Here is a 23,331-nt window from a genome sequence, read left to right as displayed (position 1 = left end):
CTGCCTGCCAAAAACAGCCTATTCAAAGCGCCAGCAGTGGCTCGGGGTGATGATCTGGGGCAGCGGCACATCCCACTCCTCTTGCGGGACCGCATCCACCTGCTGGCAGTCGTGGGCAATGCCGAGTGGCTTGGGCCCCAGCTTGTGCTCATGCCAGATGGCGAGGGTGCGATCGTAGTAGCCGCCCCCCATGCCAAGGCGATTGCCCTGGGCATCGAAGGCGACCAGCGGGGTGCAGATAAGATCGAGCGTGCTGTGGGGCACCACCTGCAGGATATCCAGCTCCGGCTCTTCGATGCCGTAGCGGTTGCGCACCATGGGGCTGGTGGCGGTATAGCGCAAAAAGAGCAGGTGACCCGGGGTAAAGGGGTGGAGCACCGGCAGGTAGACCTCTTTGTGCTGGGCCCACAGCCAATGGATGGTGGGCAAGGGGTTGATCTCCCCGTCATTGGCCAGATAGAGGGCAATGCGTTTGGCGGCGAGGATCTCGGGGTGTTGCTTGAACTGGGCCAGCAGCTGTTGGGCCGCCGCCTGCTGCTCGGCCGGACTCAGATTTTTGCGGCGTTGACGAACCAGTTGGCGCAGGGATTGACGTTCGGGTTGGGACTCATGCATGGGGAACCTCTGGTATAGCTGCGCATCGATGGCTTGAACGCGCTCTACCTTAGCACATTCACTCTTGACGTTAAGGGGGACAGGGGAACTCCCGCCCCGGACGGCTGATGCCCGGGACGATGGGATTAATGCTGGCGGGTCCGATAGTGAGTCAACAAGGGCCAGGGTGTGGCCCCTGTTGACAGCATGTCGGCGCGCCAGCGTCTGGTCTGTTACTTGTCAGCTTTGCCGCGCATCTGGTGCTTCACAAACACTGCAATGAGTGCCGCTACCGCGAGTGCCATCGGGTAGAAACTCATGCTCACCACGGCTAGCGGCGACAGGGCGAAGATGGATCCCAGCAGCAGCGCCTGTGCGCCCCAGGGGATCAGACCCTGTACCACGCAGGAGAAGATATCGAGCATGGAGGCGGCGCGTCGCGGGGTGACACCGTGGTGTTCGGCCAGATCCCGGGCTACCTTGCTGGCGACGATAATAGCCACCGTGTTGTTGGCGGTGCAGAGGTTGGTGAGGCTCACCACCCCGGCGATGCCGAGCTCGGCGGCTTTCTCGTTCTGTTCACCATTGTGCTCGCGAGTGAAACGGGCAATCAGGGCGCTGATGCGCTCGCTGATCCAGGCCAGACCACCCTGACGCTCCATCAGGGCGCCGAGACCGCCGATCAGCATGGAGAGCAGGAAGATCTCCTGCATGCCGGTAAAGCCCTGATAGATATCTTTGCTGAACTGACCGATGGCGTAGCCGTTGATCATGCCCACCACTCCGGCGGCCAGAATACCGATCCCCAGCACCACAAACACATTCACTCCGGCGAGCGCCAGCCCCAGGATCAGCAGATAAGGCATCACCTTGAACAGCTCGATGGCGCTGCCGCTGGCAGGGGATTCACCCACTGAGCCCAGGGTCAGATAGAGCAGGATCACCGCGATGGCGGCAGGGGCCGCAATCTTGAAGTTCTCGCGGAACTTGTCCTTCATCTCGCACCCCTGACTGCGGGTTGCTGCTATGGTGGTGTCGGAGATGATGGAGAGGTTATCGCCAAACATGGCGCCGGAGAGAATGGTGCCTGCCATCAGTACCGGATCGATACCGGCCGCCTGCGCCACGCCCAGCGCGACCGGCGCCACGGCACCTATGGTGCCCATGGAGGTGCCCATGGCGGTAGCAATAAAGGCAGAGATGAGGAACAGCCCGGGCAACAGCGCCCAGCCGGGAATGAGGGAGAGACCTAGCGCCACGGTGGCATCAACCCCGCCGGTGGCCTTGGCCACGCTGGCAAAGGCGCCCGCCAGCAGATAGATAAGGCACATCGCCATGATATTGCTGTGGCCGACCCCCTTGAAGAAGGTCTCCAGATTGCTGTTGAAGCTCTCTTTGCCAAGCAGCAGGGCGAGCATCACCGCTGGCAAGGCAGCAACCGGAGCGGGCAGCTGATAGAAGGCGAATTCGACCCCCTGCAGGGTCAGCCAGGTACCGGTACCGATAAAGAGTGCGAGAAAAACCAGAAGTGGCAGCAAGGCCCTGGCACTGGGTTGAGTCTGGATCATGTGTTCCTCTGAAATTGAACAATGACCTCCTGTCATGAACTGCTTTGTGCCTGTATCGGATAGGGATAGGGGAAAAACAGGGCGGGCATCCTGCCGCATTGGGGTGCCCACAGTAGTGAGTCAATCCCTTAAGGTCAAGATAGACGTCCAGATGGATAGGTGTTTTTATCTTTCGATTTTGTCACTCTGACTAAATCCGTTAAATGTTCGGATTAAATTAAATATTTCGTTTATTTGTCGGTTGTCTCTGCTGGCTCACTGTGGGCTTTTCAAAGCTGGCACAGGCTGGTAAAACGGTCTCTTTCCATAATTAAAAGAGATGAGAGGGTGGAGATGGACAATCCGATCCGTGTGGCCGTGATGGGCTGTAATGGTCGTATGGGCAAGGTGCTGCTGGAGGCCATCACCAACACCGATGGCGTGGTGGTCGGGGCTGCGCTGGAGCGGCCGGGCTCGGCGGTGATCGGTCTTGATGCCGGTGAGCTCAATGGGCTGGGCCATCTGGGCGTGGCCATCAGCGACAGTCTGGACAAGGTGCGCGATGAGTTTGACCTCATCATCGACTTTACCCGCCCCGAGGTGACGCTGGCCAATCTGGCCTTTGCGCTGGCCCACCACAAGCAGATGGTGATCGGCACCACCGGTTTTGACGATGCAGGCAAGGCCGCCCTGAAAGAGGCAGGCAAGCAGATCGGTATCGTGTTCGCCTCCAACTACTCGGTCGGGGTCAACCTGGTCTTCAAGCTGTTGGAGCAGGCCGCCAAGGTGATGGGGGATTACACCGACATCGAGATCATCGAGGGCCACCATCGCCACAAGGTGGATGCGCCATCCGGTACTGCGCTCTCCATGGGGGAGGTGGTCGCCAAAACCCTGGGCCGGGATCTCAAGGAGTGCGCCGTCTATGGCCGCGAGGGGATCACTGGCGAGCGGGATCGCAACACTATCGGCTTTGCCACTATTCGTGCCGGCGATCTGGTGGGGGAGCATACCGTCATGTTTGCCGATATCGGCGAGCGGGTGGAGATCAGCCACAAGGCCTCCAGCCGCCTGACCTTCGCCAACGGTGCTGTGCGCGCGGGCAAGTGGCTTGGTCAGCAGGGTGCCGGTCTTTATGACATGCAGGACGTGCTCAATCTCAAGTGATGTCTCTGTGCTGCACTTTCGTACTACAGCTGACAGCAAAAACCCCGGCTTGCCGGGGTTTTTGCTGTCAGTCAGCCAGAGTTTGTGTAAAAAGGCTCGCTTCCTTCAATTTTTATCTGAATGCCTTATAAATCACATTATTGCTTTATCCACCATATTTTCCCTTCCTGAATGTCATCACCAGGTAACAGATTTGAGCATCTTTATGGCGGATTAAGCCATTTTTTTACACGACAAAGAAGAGACTAAAAATTCAAACAAGGAAAAACGTTTTCCATTTTTTATGTTCACTCTTGTCATCATAAAAGCGTCAAATCTGTCATTAATGTTTTTTATGTAAAAATAAACAACATTGTTTTAATTGGTTTTTTTGTTCATTTTTGTTGCTATTGCTGGCTTGGCGGCATCTTTTGTTGGTGGTTTTTCCTTTTCTTTCGCTGGAGGGGGTTGCAAAGCAGTTGAGTGCATAGATAATGGGTAATGTTGCTTTTTTATTGAATTTAGATGCATTTCATCTGAGAAAAGACGTTGAAATGCCACTTTTTTTAAGTAGAATGCGCCCAATTTGCCAGAAATCTGCCGGGTTCGAGTCCTGTCCAAGACCGGAACCGAGCCCGCAACACCCAGGTAAATTGCTGAATTTAAAGCTAAATAACTGGAGGTTGTCTTGAATCACACTGCATTGCTAGTGCTGGAAGATGGAACTGTGTTCAAAGGCGTGTCGATAGGCGCCGAGGGATGTTCCGTTGGTGAAGTGGTTTTCAATACGTCGATGACGGGCTATCAGGAAATCCTCACCGATCCCTCTTATTCACGTCAGATAGTCACCCTCACTTACCCCCATATAGGCAACACCGGCACCAACAGCGAAGATGAAGAGTCCAGTCAGATCCATGCTCAGGGATTGATCATCCGGGACCTTCCGATACTTGCCTCCAATTTCCGCAATCAGCAATCCCTCTCCGAATACCTCAAGTCTCACAACATCGTTGGCATCGCCGACATCGACACCCGTAAACTGACCCGCATCCTGCGCGAGAAAGGCGCTCAGGCTGGCTGCATTCTGGCCGGCAAGCAAGTCGATGAAGCCTATGCCCTCGAACAGGCCCGCGCCTTCCCAGGTTTGAAGGGAATGGATCTGGCCAAAGAGGTGACGGTTGGTGAGGCGTACAACTGGACCGAAGGCAGCTGGCAGCTTGGCAAGGGGCATGTCACCCCGGATGCTGACCAGCTGAAATATCACGTTGTGGCCTATGACTTTGGCGTCAAGCGCAACATCCTGCGGATGCTGGTTGACCGTGGCTGCCGCCTGACCGTGGTACCGGCCAAGACCCCGGCCGCCGAGGTACTGGCGATGAACCCGGATGGCATCTTCCTCTCCAACGGCCCCGGCGACCCCGAGCCGTGCGACTACGCCATCGACGCCATCAAGGCTTTCCTTAATACCAACACGCCGGTGTTCGGCATCTGTCTGGGTCACCAGCTGCTGGGTCTGGCCTCCGGCGCCAAGACCGTCAAGATGAAGTTCGGCCACCACGGTGCCAACCACCCGGTCAAGAGCCTCGACGACAACACCGTGATGATCACCGCTCAGAACCACGGCTTTGCAGTGGACGAAAACACCCTGCCGGATTGCCTGCGCGCCACCCACGTCTCCCTGTTCGATGGGTCACTGCAGGGCATCCATCGCACCGACCGACCGGCCTTCAGCTTCCAGGGTCACCCCGAGGCGAGCCCAGGCCCGCACGATTGTGCCGGTCTCTTTGACCACTTTATTGAATTGATTAAGCAGTATCGCGCCTAAGGAAAAGAGGAAAGAGTTTCATGCCAAAACGTAACGACCTTCAGAGCATCCTGATCCTCGGCGCCGGCCCCATCGTCATCGGCCAGGCCTGCGAATTTGACTACTCCGGCGCCCAGGCGTGCAAAGCCCTGCGCGAGGAGGGTTACCGCGTCATTCTGGTCAACTCCAACCCGGCCACCATCATGACCGACCCGGAGATGGCGGACGCCACCTACATCGAGCCCATCACCTGGGAAGTGGTGCGCGAAATCATCAAGAAAGAGCGCCCGGACGCCATCCTGCCCACCATGGGCGGCCAGACTGCGCTTAACTGCGCACTGGCGCTGGAGAAGCATGGCGTGCTGGCCGAGTTCGGTGTCGAGATGATCGGTGCCACCGCCGACGCCATCGACAAGGCCGAAGACCGCTCCCGTTTTGACAAGGCGATGCGCAGCATTGGCCTCGAGTGCCCGCGTGCCGGCATCGCCCACAACATGGAAGAGGCGTGGGGCGTGCAGCAGATGGTCGGCTTCCCTTGCATCATCCGTCCCTCCTTCACCATGGGCGGCTCAGGTGGCGGCATCGCCTACAACACCGAAGAGTTCGTCGAGATCTGCGAGCGCGGTCTGGACTTGTCGCCGACCAAAGAGCTGCTCATCGACGAGTCGCTGATTGGCTGGAAAGAGTACGAGATGGAGGTGGTGCGGGATCGCAACGACAACTGCATCATCGTCTGCGCCATCGAAAACTTCGACCCCATGGGTATCCACACCGGTGACTCCATCACGGTCGCGCCAGCCCAGACGCTGACCGACAAGGAATACCAGCTGATGCGCAACGCCTCCATGGCGGTGCTGCGCGAAATCGGCGTCGAGACCGGCGGCTCCAACGTCCAGTTCGGTATCAACCCGAAAGATGGCCGCATGGTCATCATCGAGATGAACCCGCGGGTGTCGCGCTCCTCGGCGCTGGCCTCCAAGGCGACCGGTTTCCCCATCGCCAAGATCGCCGCCAAACTCGCCATCGGTTACACCCTGGACGAGTTGATGAACGACATCACCGGCGGCCGTACTCCGGCCTCCTTCGAGCCGGCCATCGACTACGTGGTTACCAAAGTGCCGCGCTTCAACTTCGAGAAGTTCGCCGGTGCCAACGACCGTCTGACCACCCAGATGAAGTCGGTCGGCGAAGTGATGGCCATCGGCCGCAACTTCCAGGAGTCCCTGCACAAGGCCCTGCGCAGCCTCGAGACCGGCAAAACCGGCTTCGACCCCATGGTTGACCTCAATGCCCCGGACTCCCTGACCCGCATCCGTCACGAGCTGCAGGATGCCGGTAGCGACCGTATCTTCTACATCGCCGATGCGTTCCGCGCCGGCCTCTCCATGGATGGCATCTTCAAGCTGACCAAGATTGACCCCTGGTTCCTGGTACAGATTGAAGACCTGGTGAAGCTGGAAGAAGAGGTGAAAGAGCGCGGCATGGCCGGTCTCGATGCTGACTTCCTGCGAGCCTTGAAGCGCAAAGGCTTTGCCGATGCCCGTCTGGCCAAGATCCTCGGTGTGGCCGAAGGGGAAGTGCGCAAACTGCGTGCCCGCCACAACATCTTCCCGGTCTACAAGCGGGTAGATACCTGCGCCGCCGAGTTCGCCACCAACACCGCCTACATGTACTCCAGCTATGACGAGGAGTGCGAAGCGGCCCCGAGCAACCGCGACAAGATCATGATCATCGGCGGCGGCCCGAACCGTATCGGTCAGGGTATCGAGTTTGACTACTGCTGCGTGCACGCGGCGCTGGCCCTGCGCGAAGACGGTTACGAGACCATCATGGTCAACTGCAACCCGGAGACCGTCTCCACCGATTACGACACTTCCGACCGTCTCTACTTCGAACCGGTCACCCTGGAAGATGTGCTGGAAATCGTGCGCATCGAAAAACCCAAGGGCGTTATCGTCCAGTACGGCGGCCAGACCCCGCTGAAACTGGCCCGAGCACTGGAAGCCAACGGTGTGCCGATTATCGGTACCAGCCCGGATGCCATCGACCGCGCCGAAGACCGCGAGCGCTTCCAGTCTGCCGTCGAGCGCCTTGGCCTCAAGCAGCCGGAAAACGGCACCGTCACCGCGCTGGAGCAGGCCGTGTTGCTGGCCGAGCGGATCACCTATCCGCTGGTGGTGCGCCCCTCCTACGTGCTGGGTGGCCGCGCCATGGAAATCGTCTATGACGAGCAGGATCTGCGTCGCTACTTCGCCGAGGCGGTGAGCGTCTCCAACGAATCGCCGGTACTGCTGGACCGCTTCCTGGACGATGCGACCGAGCTGGACGTGGATGCCATCTGCGACGGCACCGACGTGGTCATCGGCGGCATCATGGAGCACATCGAGCAGGCCGGTATCCACTCCGGTGACTCCGGTTGCTCCCTGCCTCCTTACACCTTGTCCAAGAAGATTCAGGACGAGATCCGCGAGCAGGTGCGCAAGCTGGCGCTGGAGCTCGGCGTTATCGGCCTGATGAACGTGCAGTTCGCGGTCAAGGGCGATGACATCTACCTCATCGAGGTGAACCCGCGTGCCGCCCGTACCGTGCCGTTCGTCTCCAAGGCGACCGGTGCCCCGCTGGCCAAGATTGCCGCTCGTGTGATGGCCGGCCAGTCGCTGCAAGAACAGGGCTTTACCAAAGAGATCATCCCGCCCTACTACTCGGTGAAAGAGGTGGTGCTGCCGTTCGCCAAGTTCCCGGGGGTTGACCCGTTGCTGGGGCCAGAAATGCGCTCTACCGGTGAGGTGATGGGGGTAGGCAGCAGCTTCGCCGAGGCCTATGCCAAGGCGCAGCTGGGGGCCAACCACGCTGTACCGAAAGAGGGGCGTGCCCTCTTGTCGGTGCGTCACAGCGACAAGGCGCAGGTGGTCGATTTGGCTGCCAAGCTGCTGGAGCTGGGCTACGAGCTGGATGCCACTCACGGTACCGCAGTCGCACTGGGTGAGGCGAGCATCAACCCGCGCCTGGTCAACAAGGTGCATGAAGGTCGCCCGCACATTCTCGACCGTATCAAGAATGGCGAGTACACCTACATCGTCAACACCGCCGAAGGGCGGGTGGCGATCCAGGACTCCAAGCAACTGCGTCGCGCCGCCTTGCAGAACAAGGTGGCGTATACCACCACCATGAACGAGGCATTCGCGACCTGCATGGCCATCAGCGTTGATGCCACTGCCAGCGTCAACTCGGTGCAGGAGCTGCACGAGCGGGTGAACAACCGCTAACGCTCTGCAAGCGAGCCATGCTCGCATCGCATAGATGACAAGCCCCCGCCAGCAATGGCGGGGGCTTTTTTATGACGACGGGTTGGGGGCTGCGAGGAGCGGACTTATGGGGCGCAGAGCGTAACTACCTTAAATCAGGCTGTGGCTTGCGGCTGCGTGGACGGGGCAGGGCATGCCACAGCTTGCGGGCCGTGACCAGAAAGGGGCGCAGGATCAGCGCGCTCAGGCGGCTGTAGCGCACATTGTCTTTCGGGCCGACCCCGAAGGTGAGTGGCTCTGGCTGGTGGTTGGTGACGTAAAGAGTGCCGAACCACCAGTCCCACAGTGACAGGTTGATACCGAAGTTGTGGTTGAAGTGGCGGGGATCCCGGCTGTGGTGGATCTGGTGTTGGGCCGGGCTGTTGAAGATATGCTCCAGCCGAGGGCCAAACGACAGCCAGATATGGCTATGGCGCAAATTGGCGGCCAGCGAGTTGAAGATCAGCACCAGATAGCCCACCCCAAACAGGGTGTAGGGGCGCACGGAGCCGCCGCACAGCCAGTAGAAAGCACCGGAGTAGAGGGCGAGCGCGCTCCCCTTGAGCAGGATTTCAGAGAGCTTTTCCACCAGATGAATGCGGCTGGCAGTCGGTGGCACCAGCACGGTGGCGCTGTGGTGCACCTTGTGAAACTCCCACAGCCAGCGGCTGTGAAAGAGACGGTGCAGCCAGTAGTGGACGAAATCGCTGACCAGAAATACCCCGAGACCATAAAGCATCATCAGCCAGCTCGCCTCGGCCAGACGGGGACGCGCCCCCCACAGACGGTTAAGCGCGGAGGTAATATCCGTTGCCTGCAAAAGCCAGGGGTTAAGCAGGGTCAGGAGCGGCACGATCAGGGCCACATGGAGCAGGGCGCGCACCAGATAGTACTGATAATCGAGCAGGGCAGAGGGATGCAGCCAGAGGGCCCGGCCGCCGAGAAAACCGGCGAAACTGCCCGCTGCCGGGCCTTGCTGGCGCCGGCGCACACGGTAGAGGAGGTAGGCAATGAGGCCGGATATCAGCAGAAAGGGGAGCCCAAGCCGCCCGTTGAAGTCAAACAGTCCGGTCAGGCAGTGCCAGATCGGAGTGAGCAGCCACTGCTGCACGTAAGCAAAGAGATGGGTGAGCGTATCCATAGGGTCCATACCGTGAGCATCCTGGCGGCGGCATTCTAAATGTAAACAACTCTCGATAAAAGCCCATGCCTGTTGTCGGGTCATTCCTGTTATCTGGTCATATATGGGGGCGCTCCTGTTGCGGCAACCCCTGTCTGGTCAGGGAGAGGGGCGAGGCGATGGGACTTTAGCCTTGTGGATCAATTCTCTACAATGAGCCATCATGTGTGCGCCCGCCGCCGGGCGGGTTTGCCTCCAGCCTCAGTACCGGATATTCGATGACGCTCTCTCTCTTCTCTGTTTCCCCTGCCATGCGCACGCTGGCGCTGCTGATCCCCTTGCTGCTGGCCGGTTGTGCCAGCGATCCCGCTTCTGTCCCGGCGCCTGGCGACACAACGGGCGCGACAGTGCCCGCCAAAAAGGCGACCCCGCCAGCCATGCAGCCGCGCAAGCCGACGGACATGAAGAGCCGCATCGTGAGGTTTCTGCCCCGCCATGTAGTTGACAAGCAGGGGTGGGCCAACGATGTGGTGACGGCACTCACTACCCAGGGGGTGACAGTCAATGACCACAACGTCTGTACCGTGCTGGCGGTAGCGGAACAGGAGGCGACCTATCAGGCCGACCCCGTGGTGCCGGGCCTTGGCAAGATCGCCTGGAAGGAGATCAACTCGCGGGCGGCCAAGCTGCTGATCCCCGAGTTTATGGTGCGGGCCGCGCTCTCCATCAACTCGCCCACTGGCAAGAGCTACGCCGAGCGGATCGACAAGTTGCGTACCGAGCGGGAGATGAGTGAAATCTTCGAAGACATGATCAGCATGCTGCCGATGGGCAAGACGCTGTTTGGCAACCTCAACCCGGTGCATACTGGTGGCCCGATGCAGGTGAGCATCGCCTTTGCCGAGGCCAACGCCCGTGGCTACCCCTATCCAATCAAGGATTCCATCCGCCACGAAGTCTTTACCCGTCGCGGCGGCATCTGGTTTGGCACCAAACATATCTTCGGTTATCCCGTCGACTACCCGGATACCCTCTACCGCTTTGCCGATTTCAACGCCGGCTGGTACGCCAGTCGCAATGCCGCCTTTCAGGCCGCCGTCAGCCGCTTGAGCGGTACCACGTTGGCTCTAGATGGCGATCTGATCCGTTATGACTCCGACCTGCCGGGCAAGACGGAACTCGCGGTCTATACCATCGCCAGCCGGATCAACATGAGTCAGCAGGCGATCCATCAGAGCCTCAAACTTGGCGATACCGCCGAATTTGGCCAGAGCGACCTCTATCATCGCGTGTTTACGCTGGCAGACCAGAAAGCGGGCAAGCGGTTGCCCCGCGCCATCCTGCCGGGCATTCAGCTGAAAAGCCCCAAGATCACCCGCAACCTCACCACAGCCTGGTTTGCCAAGCGGGTGGATGACAGGGAGCAGCGCTGCGTGCGGCAGATGGCGACCATTCGCTAAGAAACACAACAAGGGCGGCCAATTGGCCGCCCTTGTTGTTTCCGATGTTTAGCGATCATCAGCTTACCGCGTGATGATCTGCCGGCATTTCGGGTAAGCGCTGCATCCCCAGAACTGTTCCCCCTTGTTGCTGCCACGGTGTGCTGTGCGCAGCACCATGGCACAACCACATTTTGTGCAGCACTGCTGGGCGTGACTCGTGTCATGAAGGATGGGGAGATCCTCTTTTAGCATGCTGACGTGATTGCTTGGAGAAGAGGGAATAGCAGGTTGGTTGTGACGCGCCTTTAGCTGCGCCACATGCTGCTTATGGGTCTGCCAATTGGCGGCCAGTCGTTCCCGCTGGATGGTTTCGATCACCCGGGTGACCTCGGCAGGGGTCAACACTGGCGTGCTCTTGCCCTTGATATAGCGAATAAGTCCGCGATTCATCACGTTATCCGGCATCGGGGTTTTAAAGGTGCAGTCGCCAATAAAGTAGATGATCGAGTGGAGCTGATGATCCGCTAGCCCCAGCAGGGATTTGAGCGTCATCAGGTGTAGATAGTTTTGGCGCAATGGATTTTGAAAGCTGTGCCTGCGGCGAAAGAGCTGCTGTGTCCAGCTCTTGTGGGCCGGATTGCCAAATATCCACCCCTTGATGTTTTTGGTCTCGATGACAAACAGTCCGAAGCGCGAAACGAGCACATGGTCGATCTGGGTGCTCCCCTCAAGGGTCGGCAGGGTCACGTTCTTGAGCAGATGGTACTCCCGCTGGTCGAGAAACAGCCGGATACCGAGATTGATAAATGCCTCCCCGATCATCCCCTTGAACCAGGGCGTTTTGATCAGGGCGGCAATCAGCAGAAGGGGCAGCAGATACCAGAGCTGGCCCAGCAGAACCGCAATCACAGGTGTGAAGTCCATTTCACATTTATCCAGTCAATGGATTAGAAGGGGTTCATCGTCTCTGGCCAGAGGAAATAGGGGCCAAATTTGGGGCTCATTCTAAATTCACCGCCTTCATCTTTACCCTTGGCTGTCAGGTAATGCTTGCTGTCGCGCAGTTCAAGCAAGCCGTGAGTCACCATTTTTTCCAACAACTCATTGGTTTTGATCCCCCACTTTTGCGCCAGTTTGGATGAGGTTAGTTTTTCAGTGACAGATTCACCTTCGCTGGCGGAAGGTTGTTGGGGGTCAGCTTCATTAACCACCCGCTCCAGGGATATGCGGATTTCGTCGCTAACCCGGATAATCCGTTGGGCCTCGTCGTAGGCATCACGGTAAAGATCGTGATCCTCCGAGCGCTGGATCAATACCCCCATTTCGTTGTTATTGACCTGACTGAATTCGTAGAGATTCAAGCTGGTGATAATGCACATCTCCTCATTGAGATAGCACTTGGCGTGGAGGTTTTTACAAAAGCTGGTGCGGATATAGGTGAGCTCCTTGAGCCAGCTGATCTCTTCCGGTTGTAGCTCACTCTTGCCATAGACAATTCGTACATCGATCTTGAGCCGATTCTTGTCGGTCAGCAGCTCTTTGATCCTGTCGTTGAGTTTGAGGAAAGGGCTTATCAGGATCAGCCGCTCTTTGGCATCCTTGATAAGTTCTTCAAGAAAGTAGTTGGTTGCACTGGTATTCAAAAACTTGGCCATGGCAAAAATCTCTATCCCTGTTGCATCGTGATGACGTAAAGGTCGGGTGGCTTGTTGAATGTCTGTGAAGGCATGCTGGGTGAGAGCCTTTCCCGCCGAACGTTCGTTGATTAAGTGGCGTCCACTGCTTATTGAATGTGGGGGTGACCACGGGGTAAGAGAGTTCCGAATTACTCCGTTTTTGTCAATTTCGTCGTGTCATATCTGTGACCATTTCCCCAAGCCTGTCAGATGGTTTGCCTGTCTTTCGTGCTTCATGTAAAGGGCGACATGATGGTTAAGAAACACATCAGGTTGGTTTTTGCTCTCGAGCTATGCTCTATAGCTCCCTTTTTCTCCAGACACGAGATAGTTCAATCGTAAAACCAGATTGAATTGAACTTTTTTATTCGGTTTTTTAAGTGGGTGGTGGGGGGTAGGCTAGTCTCAACTGCGAAGCGAAGGGTTTCGCCGTCATTATGAGCACAATGAGGATCTGAAGATGGACAAACACGCTAGCGGGGCCGGTCAGTGCCCCTTTGCCCACGGTGCCAATACCTCTGCCAGCCAGGAGCATCAAGTCTGGTGGCCCAATGCCCTCAACCTCGACATCCTGCATCAGCATGACCGCAAGACCAATCCGATGGATGAGACTTTCGATTATGCCGACGCCTTCAACAGCCTCGATTACGATGCCCTCAAGGCCGATCTGCATGCCCTGATGACCGATAGCCAGCCCTGGTGGCCGGCCGACTGGGGCCACTACGGCGGCCTGATGATCCGCATGGCCTGGCACTCCGCCGGCAGCTATCGCGCAACCGACGGCCGCGGCGGCGCCAACACCGGCAACCAGCGCTTCGCTCCCCTCAACAGCTGGCCAGACAACGGCAACCTCGACAAGGCCCGCCGTCTGCTGTGGCCGATCAAACAGAAGTACGGCAACAAGATCTCCTGGGCTGACCTGATGATCCTGGCGGGCAACGTTGCCTATGAATCCATGGGGCTCAAGACCTTCGGCTTTGCCGGTGGCCGCGAGGACATCTGGCATCCGGAAAAAGATGTCTACTGGGGCTCCGAGAAGGAGTGGCTGGCGCCGAGCGGTAGCGAAGGGAGCCGTTACAGTGGCGAACGGGATCTGGAGAACCCGCTGGCAGCGGTGATGATGGGGCTGATTTACGTCAACCCGGAAGGGGTGGATGGCAACCCGGATCCCCTGAAAACCGCCCACGACATGCGCGTCACCTTTGCCCGCATGGGGATGAATGACGAAGAGACAGTGGCGCTCACCGCCGGTGGTCACACCGTTGGCAAGGCTCACGGCAATGGCAGCGCAGCCAAACTGGGGCCAGCCCCCGAAGGGGCTGATGTGCACGAGCAGGGGCTGGGCTGGATCAACCACGAGAGCCGCGGCATCGGCCGTGACACTGTGACCAGCGGTCTTGAAGGGGCCTGGACCAGCAACCCGACCCGCTGGGACAACGGCTACTTCAAGATGCTGCTGGGCCACGACTGGTGGCTCAAGAAGAGCCCGGCCGGTGCCTGGCAGTGGGAGCCCGTCGCCATCAAGGAGGAAGATCGCCCGGTGGACGTGGAAGACCCCTCTATCCGCTGCAACCCCATCATGACCGATGCGGACATGGCGCTGCGCTTTGACCCCGTATACCGGGAGATCTCCGAGCGCTTCGCCGCGGATCAAGCGCTCTTCTCCGACGCCTTTGCCCGCGCCTGGTTCAAGCTGACCCACCGCGACATGGGGCCGCGCAGCCGCTATCTGGGGCCAGAAGTGCCGGGCGAAGTCATGGTGTGGCAGGATCCGGTTCCGGCGGTGGATTACCAGCTCTCCGATAAGGAGGTGAGCGAGCTCAAGGCCAAACTGCTGGGCTGCGGCGTGGCGCCGTCAGATCTGATTGCAACCGCGTGGGACAGTGCTCGTACCTTCCGCGGCTCCGATTATCGCGGCGGTGCCAACGGTGCCCGCATTCGCCTCGCGCCAATGAAAGCGTGGGAAGGCAACGAACCGGCTCGCCTCGAGAAGGTGCTCAACGCCCTGATCGCCCTGCAGGCCACCCTGAGCAAGCCGGTCAGCATCGCCGACCTGATTGTGCTGGGCGGTAGCGCAGCGGTGGAGCAGGCGGCCAAGCTGGCCGGCGTTGATATCGTCGTCCCCTTTGCGCCGGGTCGCGGCGATGCCAGCGCCGAGCAGACCGATGCCGAGTCGTTCGCCTTCCTCGAGCCGGTTCACGATGGTTTCCGCAACTGGCAGAAGGGGCACTACAAGGTGCAGCCGGAGGAGATGCTGCTCGACCGTGCCCAGCTGCTGGGGCTCACCGCCCGCGAGATGACGGTGCTGGTCGGCGGGTTGCGGGTGCTTGGCACCAACCACGGCGGCTCGGCCCACGGCGTCTTTACCGACCGGGTCGGGGTGCTCAGCAACGACTTCTTCGTCAACCTGACCGACATGGCTTATAGCTGGCAGCCGACTGGCCGCAACAGCTACCAGATCGTGGATCGCCAGAGCGGTGCGGTGAAGTGGACCGCTACCCGGGTTGATCTGGTGTTTGGCTCCAACTCGGTGCTGCGCGCCTACGCCGAGGTCTATGCCCAGCAAGATGGCAAGGAGAAGTTCGTCCGCGACTTCGTCAAGGCCTGGGTCAAGGTGATGAACAACGACCGTTTCGATCTGAAATAAGTCGCTTCAACCTGCATGAGAACGCCAGCCGCAAGGCTGGCGTTTTTTATGGTGGCGGTGATAGCTGCATGGTGCAACTCGGTGGATGCTCCTCTGGCAGCCCGGGTTAGAAGCTCATGGCCAGCCCGATGGAATAACCGCAGGTGTTGTGGCTGAACATGTAGCGGGCAACCAGCCGGGTACGGGTGACAATGATGTCGTACTTGCTGCTGTCCAGCTCCAGACCGGCGCCGATGGAGTTGAGGGAGTCAAAGCCAAGCAACCCCCGTTGCTCCCCCAGATATGCGGTATGGGCCCCCTCCAGTACATAGCGCACCGGCCTGTCGAGCAGGGTCCAGTGGAACAGCGGGGCGCGGCGGCGCAGATAGAGGCCGAGGTTCTCCGCCTCGGCGTGACCACGGACGCTGGCCGAGGTGCCGCCAAAGCTCTGCAGGTGCTGATAGGAGTAGCGCAGTTCGGCATCTATGTCCTGGGCCGGTGAAAAGAGTTCGTAATCGAGCATCAGCGAGCCACCCAGCCCGTACATATTGAGCTGACCCCCATCGAGAAAGTCCAGCGAGTAGCCCTTGGTACGATCAAGCAGCCAGTTGCCGATCCGCAGGTCGCTGGCCATGGTACCGAGCGAGACGTTGGCTATGGGGCGCAGCACCCAGTGGCCGCCACGCGGATCTTTGTGAAGGGTGACATCCCAGCCGATCCCGCCCGAAGCGGTCAGGCTATTCCACTTGGTCGGTATGGTGCGACTCTCGGTACCATTGCTTATCACAAACTGGGGGTCGTAGCGGCTGTAGCCCAGCGCCCCCTCCAGATAGATGGGCACGGCTTCGCTCAGGGTTGCGCCGCCTCCCAGTTGCCCCATGTTGAGCGCAGAAGATTGGCCAGTGCTGCTGCCGATGTCCAGGTTGCTGGCGGTGATGTCCGGCACCACGCTGAAAGTCATCAGCGAGATCACCGCATTGGCCCGTTTTTGCGCCCAGTCCTCCTCCTGATCGTCAAGGTTGTTACTGGCCGCGAGTGACGCCATGGGCAGGGTCGCCGCGAAGAGGGCGCAACCCAGACGGTAAAGCGGGCAGAGCGGGTGTTTCATGGCTGGATTCCCCAAACAAGCGACCTCCTGTCGCCCTGATCTACTGTAGCGAGTTTCTCTCTGGCTGTCTCGACCTGACCATTGGGCTGGGCTATGGGGGGGCTGCGTGGCCATCTACAGAAAATGGTTGATGCAGCTCATGGTTCTGGCCAATGGCAGATGTCGTCAGCGGCATAAGCGAGCAGGCCGGATATAATCAACGCGTTGATAAAAATGACAGGAGTGCGGGATGAACAGACTCGGATTGGCCGGCAAGATGTTGCTGGCAATTTGCCTGCCGTTATTGGCGCTGCTGTTTTTCGCCAGCCACTACGCATACGACAGATATCGGGTGACCCATGAGATGACGCAAGCCCTGCAGCAGCTGGCTGTGGTCGAACGCAGCGCCCAGTTGGTGCACGAGCTGCAAAAGGAGCGTGGCATGTCGGCGGGGTTTATCGGCTCTGAAGGGCGCAAATTTGCAGATGCCCTGCCACGTCAGCGGCAACAGGTTGATGAAGCCATTCATCGCTTTCAGGGGTTGGAGAGGGGGGTTGCCCACGAGCAGGTGGATCTGGCTTTGCGCGAGTTGATGGGGATCCGCAATCAGGTGGACAAACTGGCCATAGAGGCCCCGCGTCAGGTCGCCTTTTATAGCCAGTTGATTGCTTCTCTGCTCAAGGTCGTGGATGAGATTAGTCTGCGTAGCCAGGATGCCGCTATTGCCTTGCAGACCAATGCCTACGCCGCATTTTTGCAAAACAAGGAGCGTATGGGGATGGAGCGGGCGACCCTCAGCAATGTCTTTGCCAAAGGGAGTTTCACCCCGGCTACCTTGCAGCAATTTATGTCCCTGCTCTCTGCCCAGCAGAGCTATCTGGAGCGTTTTCGCGCCGTGGCAAGCGAGCCGCAGCGACGCCTGCTTGAGCAAATTGAGAAGAGTCCGGTGATGGCAGAGGTCGCGAAATATGAGCAGCTCGCCCTGGGCAAGATGACCGAGGGGAGCTTTGGCGTCGATCCGGAGCGCTGGTTTGCCGTGAGCACCGAGAAGATCGACCAGCTCAAACAGGGCGAAGATCAGCTCTTCCAGCAGTTGTTCGAACGGGTTGAGCAGATGCAGGGAGAGAGTCAGCGCAACTTCTGGTGGGGGGCTATGGCGGTTCTGTGCTGCCTGCTGTTGACTACCCTCATCAGTTGGAAGGTGCTGCGGGATGTGCATCTGGGCTTCGTCGCTCTGCATCGCACCTTTTCACGGCTCGTCAATGACAATGATCTGACGGTGAGGGTCAACTGGCAATCGGGTGACGAGCTTGGGGCATTGGCGCGGGATCTCAACCACTTTCTGCAGCATCTGGAAGGCTTGTTGCTGGAGGTGCGCCGCTCCTGTGAGATATTGACCCGTAGTGCCAGAAACTCCAGCGAGGTGATTGCCGAAGTGAATGAAGGTGTGGTGCGTGGCGTCGGTCAGGTTGAACTGGTTGCCACCGCCGCAACGGAAATGGCTTCGACGGTGGCCGAAATTGCTCGCAATGCGACCCAGACCTCACTGGCGACCCAGCAGGCCATTGGCCGTGCCCGGCAGGGGGACAAGGAGGTGGATCAGACTATCGCCGCCATCGAGCAGGTGGCTGGCACCCTCGACGAGACCCGGCTGTTGGTCAACAACCTGCATCAGGATACCGAGTCCGCCGTCGAGGCACTCAACCTCATCAAGCAGATCTCCGATCGCACCAATCTGTTGGCCCTCAATGCCGCCATTGAGGCAGCCCGTGCCGGTGAGTCGGGGCGCGGCTTTGCCGTGGTCGCCGATGAGGTTCGTTCACTGGCTGCCCGTACCCAGCAGGCGGCAGATGATATCGAACAGATGCTCTCCCGTTTGCGGGCTGGAGCCCTTCAGGCGGTGGTGGCCATGCAGTCGGGCAGCGAGCAAGCGGGCCTCAGTGTCAGTGAAGCGCAGCGGGCGGGTCACGAGCTGACCGACATCGTCAATGAGGTGCGCAAGGTGAGTGACATGACGGCACAGGTGGCTACCGCAACCGAGCAGCAGCGCTACGTAACGGACGATATCCAGCACAACGTAATGACCATCCGCGAAGTGTACGAGGCCCATCGCCAGCACTCGGTCACCCTGCAGCAGAATAGTGTCGAACTGGATCAGTTGGCACGGGAGCTGGCTGGACGAATTGCCAGCTTCAAGTTGCTGGAGAGAGCCTCTCCCCACTGATCCATTTGCGCTAAAGCTTGTCCCTCCCTGGCCGATACCCCTTGTGAGATCGTGTGGAGGGCAAGCAATTGAACGCTTGGGTGTTGGGGTTGGTCAGCATATCCGTGAGTATGCAGTTACAGGCTGGGGTCACCGAATTTGGTGCCGGTCTGGATCAATCCGTCTGGCGTTTGACCTCCGATACCCAGATTGAGTGCCGCCTCGAGCATCCTATTCCCAACTGGGGAACGGGGGCTTTTGTCAGCCGCGCCGGGCGCAAGATCAACCTCGACTTCGAGCTCAAGGGCAAGCGGCCACAGGCCCAGACCCAGACGGTGAGTCTTGGCATCATGCCGCCGGTATGGCGCCCGGGGATAGCCGGGCGAGAAGTGAGTCAACTGCGTTTCTATCAACAGTTCGATGGGCTGGTGGAGGGGCAAACCGCCTGGACCATGCTCGACGAGCTGGAGGGGGGGCGGATGCCGACCTTCCAGTATCGGGACTGGTATCGCCAGAACCGCGCGGTGCGAGTGTCCCTCTCGTCGGTCAACTTTCGGGTGAAATATCAGGCCTTTATCGACTGCCTGAGTGGGCTCTTGCCCTACAGCTTCAATGACATCGCCTTTAGCGTGCTTACCTACGACAAGAACAGCGATCAGCTCTCCATTCCCTCCAAGCGGCGGTTGGCGATGATCAGCGAGTTTATCAAGGCGGACAAGAGCATCGACGTGGTGGTGATCGACGCCTACAGCGACAGCTATGGCGGCCGCTGGCCGAACCTGAAACTCTCCGAGAAGCGGGCCGATGCCATCAAGAAGGTGTTTGTCGATCTGGGGATTGATCCCGGCAAGATCTCGGTGGAGGGACATGGCGAGAAGCAGCACGTCGCCTCCAACGAAACGGAGCAGGGTCGTGCCAAGAACCGGCGGGTGGTGATCAGTATGGGGCGCAATGGCGAGATCTAGTGCTGTCCCCGGCAAAGAGGCATAAAAAAGAGCGCATCTGCGCTCTTTTTTGATCCTGCCATTAGGCAGTGGGATTAGGGCAGCTTAGAAGCTGTCACCCAGCCCTGTACCGGCATCTTTCTTGGCAATCAGTTCAATCTTGTAACCGTCCGGATCTTCGACGAAGGCGATGACGGTGGTGCCACCCTTGACCGGGCCCGGCTCGCGGGTGATCTTGGCACCGGCGGCGCGCAGCGCTTCGCAGGTGGCATAGATGTCGTCTGCTTCCAGCGCGATGTGGCCATAGGCAGAGCCCAGTTCGTACTCGCTCACCCCCCAGTTGTAGGTCAGCTCGATCACCGCTTCATCCTTCTCGTCACCGTAACCGACGAAGGCCAGGGTGTACTTGTACTCGCTGTTCTCGCTCTTGCGCAGCAGCTTCATGCCAAGGACACGGGTGTAGAAGTCGATGGAGCGTTGCAGATCGCCGACACGCAGCATGGTATGCAGAATTCTCATTGCTCAGTTCTCCGGGTTGGTGATGTGTACTGCTTTCAATCTCGGTTGCGAGGCCATCAGCTTTCTGGATAGACCTTCTCTTTGTACTCGCAGAGGTCCTCGATGATACAGGAACCACTGCAGCGGATGTTTGCGAGCGAGACAGGTAGGACGGTTGTAGCGCCCAGTCATTCAGCTCTCTGGATAGACCTTCTCTTTGTACTCGCACAAGTCCTCGATGATACAGGAACCACAACGGGGCTTGCGAGCCAGACAGGTGTAACGTCCGTGCAGGATCAGCCAGTGGTGGGCATCCAGCTTGAACTCGGCGGGTACCACTTTGAGCAGCTTTTCCTCCACCTGATCCACGTTCTTGCCCACCGCAAAACCAGTGCGGTTCGATACCCGGAAGATATGGGTATCGACAGCGATGGTGGGCCAGCCAAAGGCGGTGTTGAGGACCACGTTGGCGGTCTTGCGGCCGACGCCGGGCAGGGCTTCCAGCGCTTCGCGGTTCTCCGGCACCTCGCCGCCATGGCGCTCCAGCAGGATGGCGCAGGTCTTGATGACGTTCTCGGCCTTGGTGTTGAAGAGGCCAATGGTCTTGATGTACTCCTTGAGCCCCTCAACCCCGAGATCCAGCATCGCTTGCGGGGTGTTGGCCACCGGATAGAGCTTGTCGGTCGCCTTGTTGACGCTGACATCGGTCGCCTGCGCCGAGAGCAGCACGGCGATCAACAGCTCGAATGGCGAGTTGAAGTTGAGCTCTGTGGTGGGGTGGGGGTTGTTTTCCCGCAGTCGCTCGAGGATCTCTCTGCGTTTCTGGTTGTTCATGCCTTGCGTCCGATCATAGCTCGGTCGCCCGGACGCGGGCCGGGGCAACGTTGCAGTGGGCTATGGTAGCGGCCTGTTTGCGGTCCCGCCAGTCGTTGATGGCGTTCTTGGCGGCGATCAGCAGCCCCAGCCCGATAAAGCCGCCAGGCGGCAAAATCGCCAGCAGCAGGCTTGCATCGGCGTGGAACAGCTCGATGCGCAGGGATTTGGCCCACTCGCCCAGCAGTAGCTCGGCGCCATCAAACAGGGTGCCCATGCCGATGATCTCGCGCATGCCGCCCAGTACAAGCAGCACCAGGGTAAAACCAAGGCCCATCATCAGACCGTCGAGGGCCGCCAGCAGCGGCGGGTTCTTGGAGGCATAGGCCTCGGCGCGGCCTATGATGACGCAGTTGGTGACGATGAGGGCGATAAAGATGCCGAGCGCCTGATAGAGGCCATAGGTGTAGGCGTTCATCAGCAGCTGCACGCTGGTCACCAGCGAGGCGATGATCATCACATAGACAGGGATGCGAATATCCTTCGGCACCCAGTTGCGCACCAGCGAGACGGCGAGGTTGGAGCAGACCAGCACCGCCATGGTGGCAAGGCCCAGCCCCAGCGCATTGGTAAAGGTGGAGGAGACGGCGAGGGTAGGGCAGAGCCCCAGCACCTGCACCAGCGAGGGGTTGTTCTTCCACAGCCCCTGACTCATCAGCTCCTTGAGCTCGCCCTTGCGGCTTTCCAGCTCGGCAATCGGGGCTGCGCCCGTTTCAATCTGTTCCATCTGGTTCATGATGGTTCGACTCCGTTAGTTCGCCGCCGGACAAGCCGGGGCGTTGCTGAGCAGTTCGGGTTGCTCCTGCTGCAGTTTAAGCAGGTTCTTCACCGCCTTGACCACGGCACGCGGGGTGATGGTGGCGCCGGTAAAGGCATCGAACTCGCCGCCATCCTTCTTCACCGCCCACTGGGGCTCGTTGTCATGGGTCAGGAATTTTCCGGCAAAGCTGTTGATCCAGTCTGATTTCTTCAGCTCGATCTTGTCACCCAGGCCCGGGGTCTCGTTGTGAGCGAGCACGCGCACGGCGGTGATGGTGCCCTTGGCATCAAAGCCCGCCACGATGCGGATCGCCCCGCTGTAGCCATCCGGCGCGATCGCCTCCAGCGCATAGCCGGTTACCACGCCATTTTTGCTGGCGGTATAGAGGGCTTGCGGCTGATCGCTGCCGAGATACTTCCTGCTGGTCACCTGCTTGCAGCTGGCCACCAGATCGTTGTCATAGCTCCCCTCCGGCAGCAATACCGAGAGGGTCTGCTGTTTCTCCAGCTGTTGCTGGTGGGCGATTTTATCCTTGGTCAACTCGTTGGTCAGTACCACCAGCGCGGTACAGCCCAGCGCGAACATCGCCAGAATAAGGCCGTTCTTGCGCATGCTCTTTAACATGTCCGAGCTCCGTCAGCTGTGATGGGGAAAGAGGGCAGAAACATCATTGGCGACGAGCTCCATACAATTTCGGGCGAGTCAGGCTGTCAATAAACGGCACACAAAGGTTGGCCAGCAGCACGGCGAAGGCGAACGCATCCGGATAGCCGCCAAAGCGGCGAATGATGTAGACCAGCACCCCGATCAGCACGCCATAGACCAGTCGACCGCGCGGCGTGGTGCAGGCACTGACCGGATCGGTGGCGATAAAGAAGGCCCCCAGCATGGTGGCGCCGCTAAAGAGATGGAACATCGGCGTAGCGGTCGCATCCGGGCTCACCAGATAGCCGATGGTGGAGGCCGCCAGCAGGGCACCGAGAATCGCGGTGGGAATGCGCCAGTTGATCACCTTCTGCTGCAGCAGGAACAGGCCGCCCAGCAGATAGCCGAGGTTGACCCAGCTCCAGCCGATGCCGCCCCAACCCTCAAACAGCGGGCCGCTCAGGATCTCGCCGGTGGTGAGCCCCTGAGTCAGGCCGGTTTTCAGGGTATCGAGGGGAGTCGCCATGGTGAGACCATCCACCCCCTGCTTGAGCTGGGCCATGCTGTAGCCGTCGAGGCTAAAGCCGGTGAAGATGACCGACGCCGCATCACCAAAGCCGAGGCTGTAGGCGCGCACGCTCTCCGGCGGCAGCCAGCTGGTCATCTGCACCGGGAAGGAGACCAGCAGCAGCACATAGGCGACCATGGCCGGGTTGAACAGGTTCTGGCCCAGTCCGCCGTAAAGGTGCTTGGCGACAATGATGGCAAAGGCCGTGCCCACCACCAGCATCCACCATGGTAGCAGCGGCGGCAGGGAGAGACCGATCAGCACGGCGGTGAGCGCCGCACTGCCATCCATCAGGGCAGGCTTGATGGCGCGGCCACGGAGCTTGAGCACCAGCGCCTCGCACAGCAGCGCAGTGACCAACGCCAGCAGGATCTGGATAAAGGAGCCCCAGCCGAAGAACCAGGTCTGGGCCAGCAAGCCCGGCACGCAGGCCAGGATCACCAGCAGCATCAGGGTTCGGGTCTGTTTGCGGTTATGGGCAAACGGCGCAGTCGCAATATTGAACATGAGTCTG

Annotated in this window: 18 protein-coding genes; 7 read left to right on the top strand and 11 right to left on the bottom strand. The window is 59.3% G+C overall.

Features of this window, described 5'->3' with window-relative positions:
- Positions 1-18: 18 nt before the first annotated feature.
- A complete protein-coding gene (locus G5221_RS03795) occupies positions 19-615 on the bottom strand; it encodes a 5-formyltetrahydrofolate cyclo-ligase (protein ID WP_005337635.1) in 597 nt (198 codons plus the stop codon).
- Positions 616-827: 212 nt separating this feature from the next.
- A complete protein-coding gene (locus tag G5221_RS03790) occupies positions 828-2,162 on the bottom strand; it encodes a Na+/H+ antiporter NhaC family protein (protein WP_106844006.1) in 1,335 nt (444 codons plus the stop codon).
- A 333-nt stretch (positions 2,163-2,495) separates the two neighbouring features.
- Here G5221_RS03790 and dapB point away from each other — a divergent pair, with 333 nt between their 5' ends.
- The 3 genes from dapB (at position 2,496) to carB (ending at position 8,357) form a co-directional block, all read left to right on the top strand.
- Complete coding sequence (dapB, locus tag G5221_RS03785) at positions 2,496-3,308, top strand: 4-hydroxy-tetrahydrodipicolinate reductase (RefSeq protein ID WP_005347132.1); 813 nt, start codon at positions 2,496-2,498, stop codon at positions 3,306-3,308.
- A 667-nt stretch (positions 3,309-3,975) separates the two neighbouring features.
- Positions 3,976-5,112, top strand: a complete 1,137-nt coding sequence (carA, locus tag G5221_RS03780; protein WP_216978446.1) for a glutamine-hydrolyzing carbamoyl-phosphate synthase small subunit — start codon at positions 3,976-3,978, stop codon at positions 5,110-5,112.
- A 20-nt stretch (positions 5,113-5,132) separates the two neighbouring features.
- Positions 5,133-8,357, top strand: a complete 3,225-nt coding sequence (gene carB / locus G5221_RS03775) for a carbamoyl-phosphate synthase large subunit (RefSeq protein WP_421250390.1) — start codon at positions 5,133-5,135, stop codon at positions 8,355-8,357.
- A gap of 124 nt (positions 8,358-8,481) precedes the next feature.
- On the opposite strand, the gene G5221_RS03770 is transcribed toward carB, so the two are convergent.
- A complete protein-coding gene (locus G5221_RS03770) occupies positions 8,482-9,516 on the bottom strand; it encodes a sterol desaturase family protein (RefSeq protein ID WP_421260292.1) in 1,035 nt (344 codons plus the stop codon).
- A 257-nt stretch (positions 9,517-9,773) separates the two neighbouring features.
- Here G5221_RS03770 and G5221_RS03765 point away from each other — a divergent pair, with 257 nt between their 5' ends.
- On the top strand, positions 9,774-10,955 hold the full coding sequence (locus G5221_RS03765; protein WP_421250389.1) for a DUF1615 domain-containing protein: 1,182 nt from the start codon (positions 9,774-9,776) through the stop codon (positions 10,953-10,955).
- Positions 10,956-11,018: 63 nt separating this feature from the next.
- On the opposite strand, the gene G5221_RS03760 is transcribed toward G5221_RS03765, so the two are convergent.
- Positions 11,019-11,861, bottom strand: coding sequence for an NERD domain-containing protein (locus G5221_RS03760; protein WP_421250388.1), 843 nt, complete (start codon positions 11,859-11,861; stop codon positions 11,019-11,021).
- Between the two features lie 23 nt (positions 11,862-11,884).
- A complete protein-coding gene (locus G5221_RS03755) occupies positions 11,885-12,592 on the bottom strand; it encodes a phospholipase D family protein (RefSeq protein WP_219278319.1) in 708 nt (235 codons plus the stop codon).
- A gap of 481 nt (positions 12,593-13,073) precedes the next feature.
- On the opposite strand from G5221_RS03755, the gene katG reads away from it, so the two are divergent.
- Positions 13,074-15,260, top strand: a complete 2,187-nt coding sequence (gene katG / locus G5221_RS03750) for a catalase/peroxidase HPI (protein ID WP_421250387.1) — start codon at positions 13,074-13,076, stop codon at positions 15,258-15,260.
- Positions 15,261-15,366: 106 nt separating this feature from the next.
- Here katG and G5221_RS03745 read toward each other — a convergent pair whose 3' ends face one another.
- Complete coding sequence (locus G5221_RS03745) at positions 15,367-16,284, bottom strand: autotransporter domain-containing protein (protein ID WP_421262939.1); 918 nt, start codon at positions 16,282-16,284, stop codon at positions 15,367-15,369.
- A gap of 292 nt (positions 16,285-16,576) precedes the next feature.
- Between G5221_RS03745 and G5221_RS03740 the strand changes: the two genes are divergently transcribed.
- Both G5221_RS03740 and G5221_RS03735 read left to right on the top strand, forming a co-directional pair.
- Positions 16,577-18,550, top strand: coding sequence for a methyl-accepting chemotaxis protein (locus G5221_RS03740; protein WP_421262854.1), 1,974 nt, complete (start codon positions 16,577-16,579; stop codon positions 18,548-18,550).
- A 68-nt stretch (positions 18,551-18,618) separates the two neighbouring features.
- A complete protein-coding gene (locus G5221_RS03735; protein ID WP_005337611.1) occupies positions 18,619-19,494 on the top strand; it encodes a flagellar protein MotY in 876 nt (291 codons plus the stop codon).
- An 84-nt stretch (positions 19,495-19,578) separates the two neighbouring features.
- Here the strand turns inward: G5221_RS03735 and gloA are convergent, their stop codons facing one another.
- From gloA to rsxD, 5 genes are all read right to left on the bottom strand, one after another.
- Positions 19,579-19,992 carry a lactoylglutathione lyase gene (gene gloA / locus G5221_RS03730; protein WP_005337610.1) on the bottom strand — a complete coding sequence of 138 codons (414 nt, stop codon included), beginning with the start codon at positions 19,990-19,992 and terminating at the stop codon, positions 19,579-19,581.
- A gap of 171 nt (positions 19,993-20,163) precedes the next feature.
- Entirely contained in the window at positions 20,164-20,805 is a 642-nt protein-coding gene (gene nth / locus G5221_RS03725; RefSeq protein WP_421262853.1) for an endonuclease III, read from the bottom strand.
- A 13-nt stretch (positions 20,806-20,818) separates the two neighbouring features.
- Entirely contained in the window at positions 20,819-21,580 is a 762-nt protein-coding gene (locus tag G5221_RS03720; RefSeq protein WP_407706661.1) for an electron transport complex subunit E, read from the bottom strand.
- 15 nt (positions 21,581-21,595) lie between these two features.
- A complete protein-coding gene (rsxG, locus tag G5221_RS03715; protein ID WP_005359614.1) occupies positions 21,596-22,228 on the bottom strand; it encodes an electron transport complex subunit RsxG in 633 nt (210 codons plus the stop codon).
- Between the two features lie 43 nt (positions 22,229-22,271).
- Positions 22,272-23,324 (bottom strand): electron transport complex subunit RsxD, encoded by a 1,053-nt coding sequence (gene rsxD / locus G5221_RS03710; RefSeq protein WP_421262852.1) that lies wholly within the window; start codon positions 23,322-23,324, stop codon positions 22,272-22,274.
- Between the last annotated feature and the right edge of the window lie 7 nt (positions 23,325-23,331).

Origin of the sequence: Aeromonas sp. 602200, assembly GCF_049173895.1 — a bacterium.
Classification (GTDB): Bacteria; Pseudomonadota; Gammaproteobacteria; order Enterobacterales; family Aeromonadaceae; genus Aeromonas; species Aeromonas veronii_A.
The sequence above is the reverse complement of the archived record's forward strand: the minus strand, read 5'-3'. Positions and strand labels throughout refer to the sequence as shown.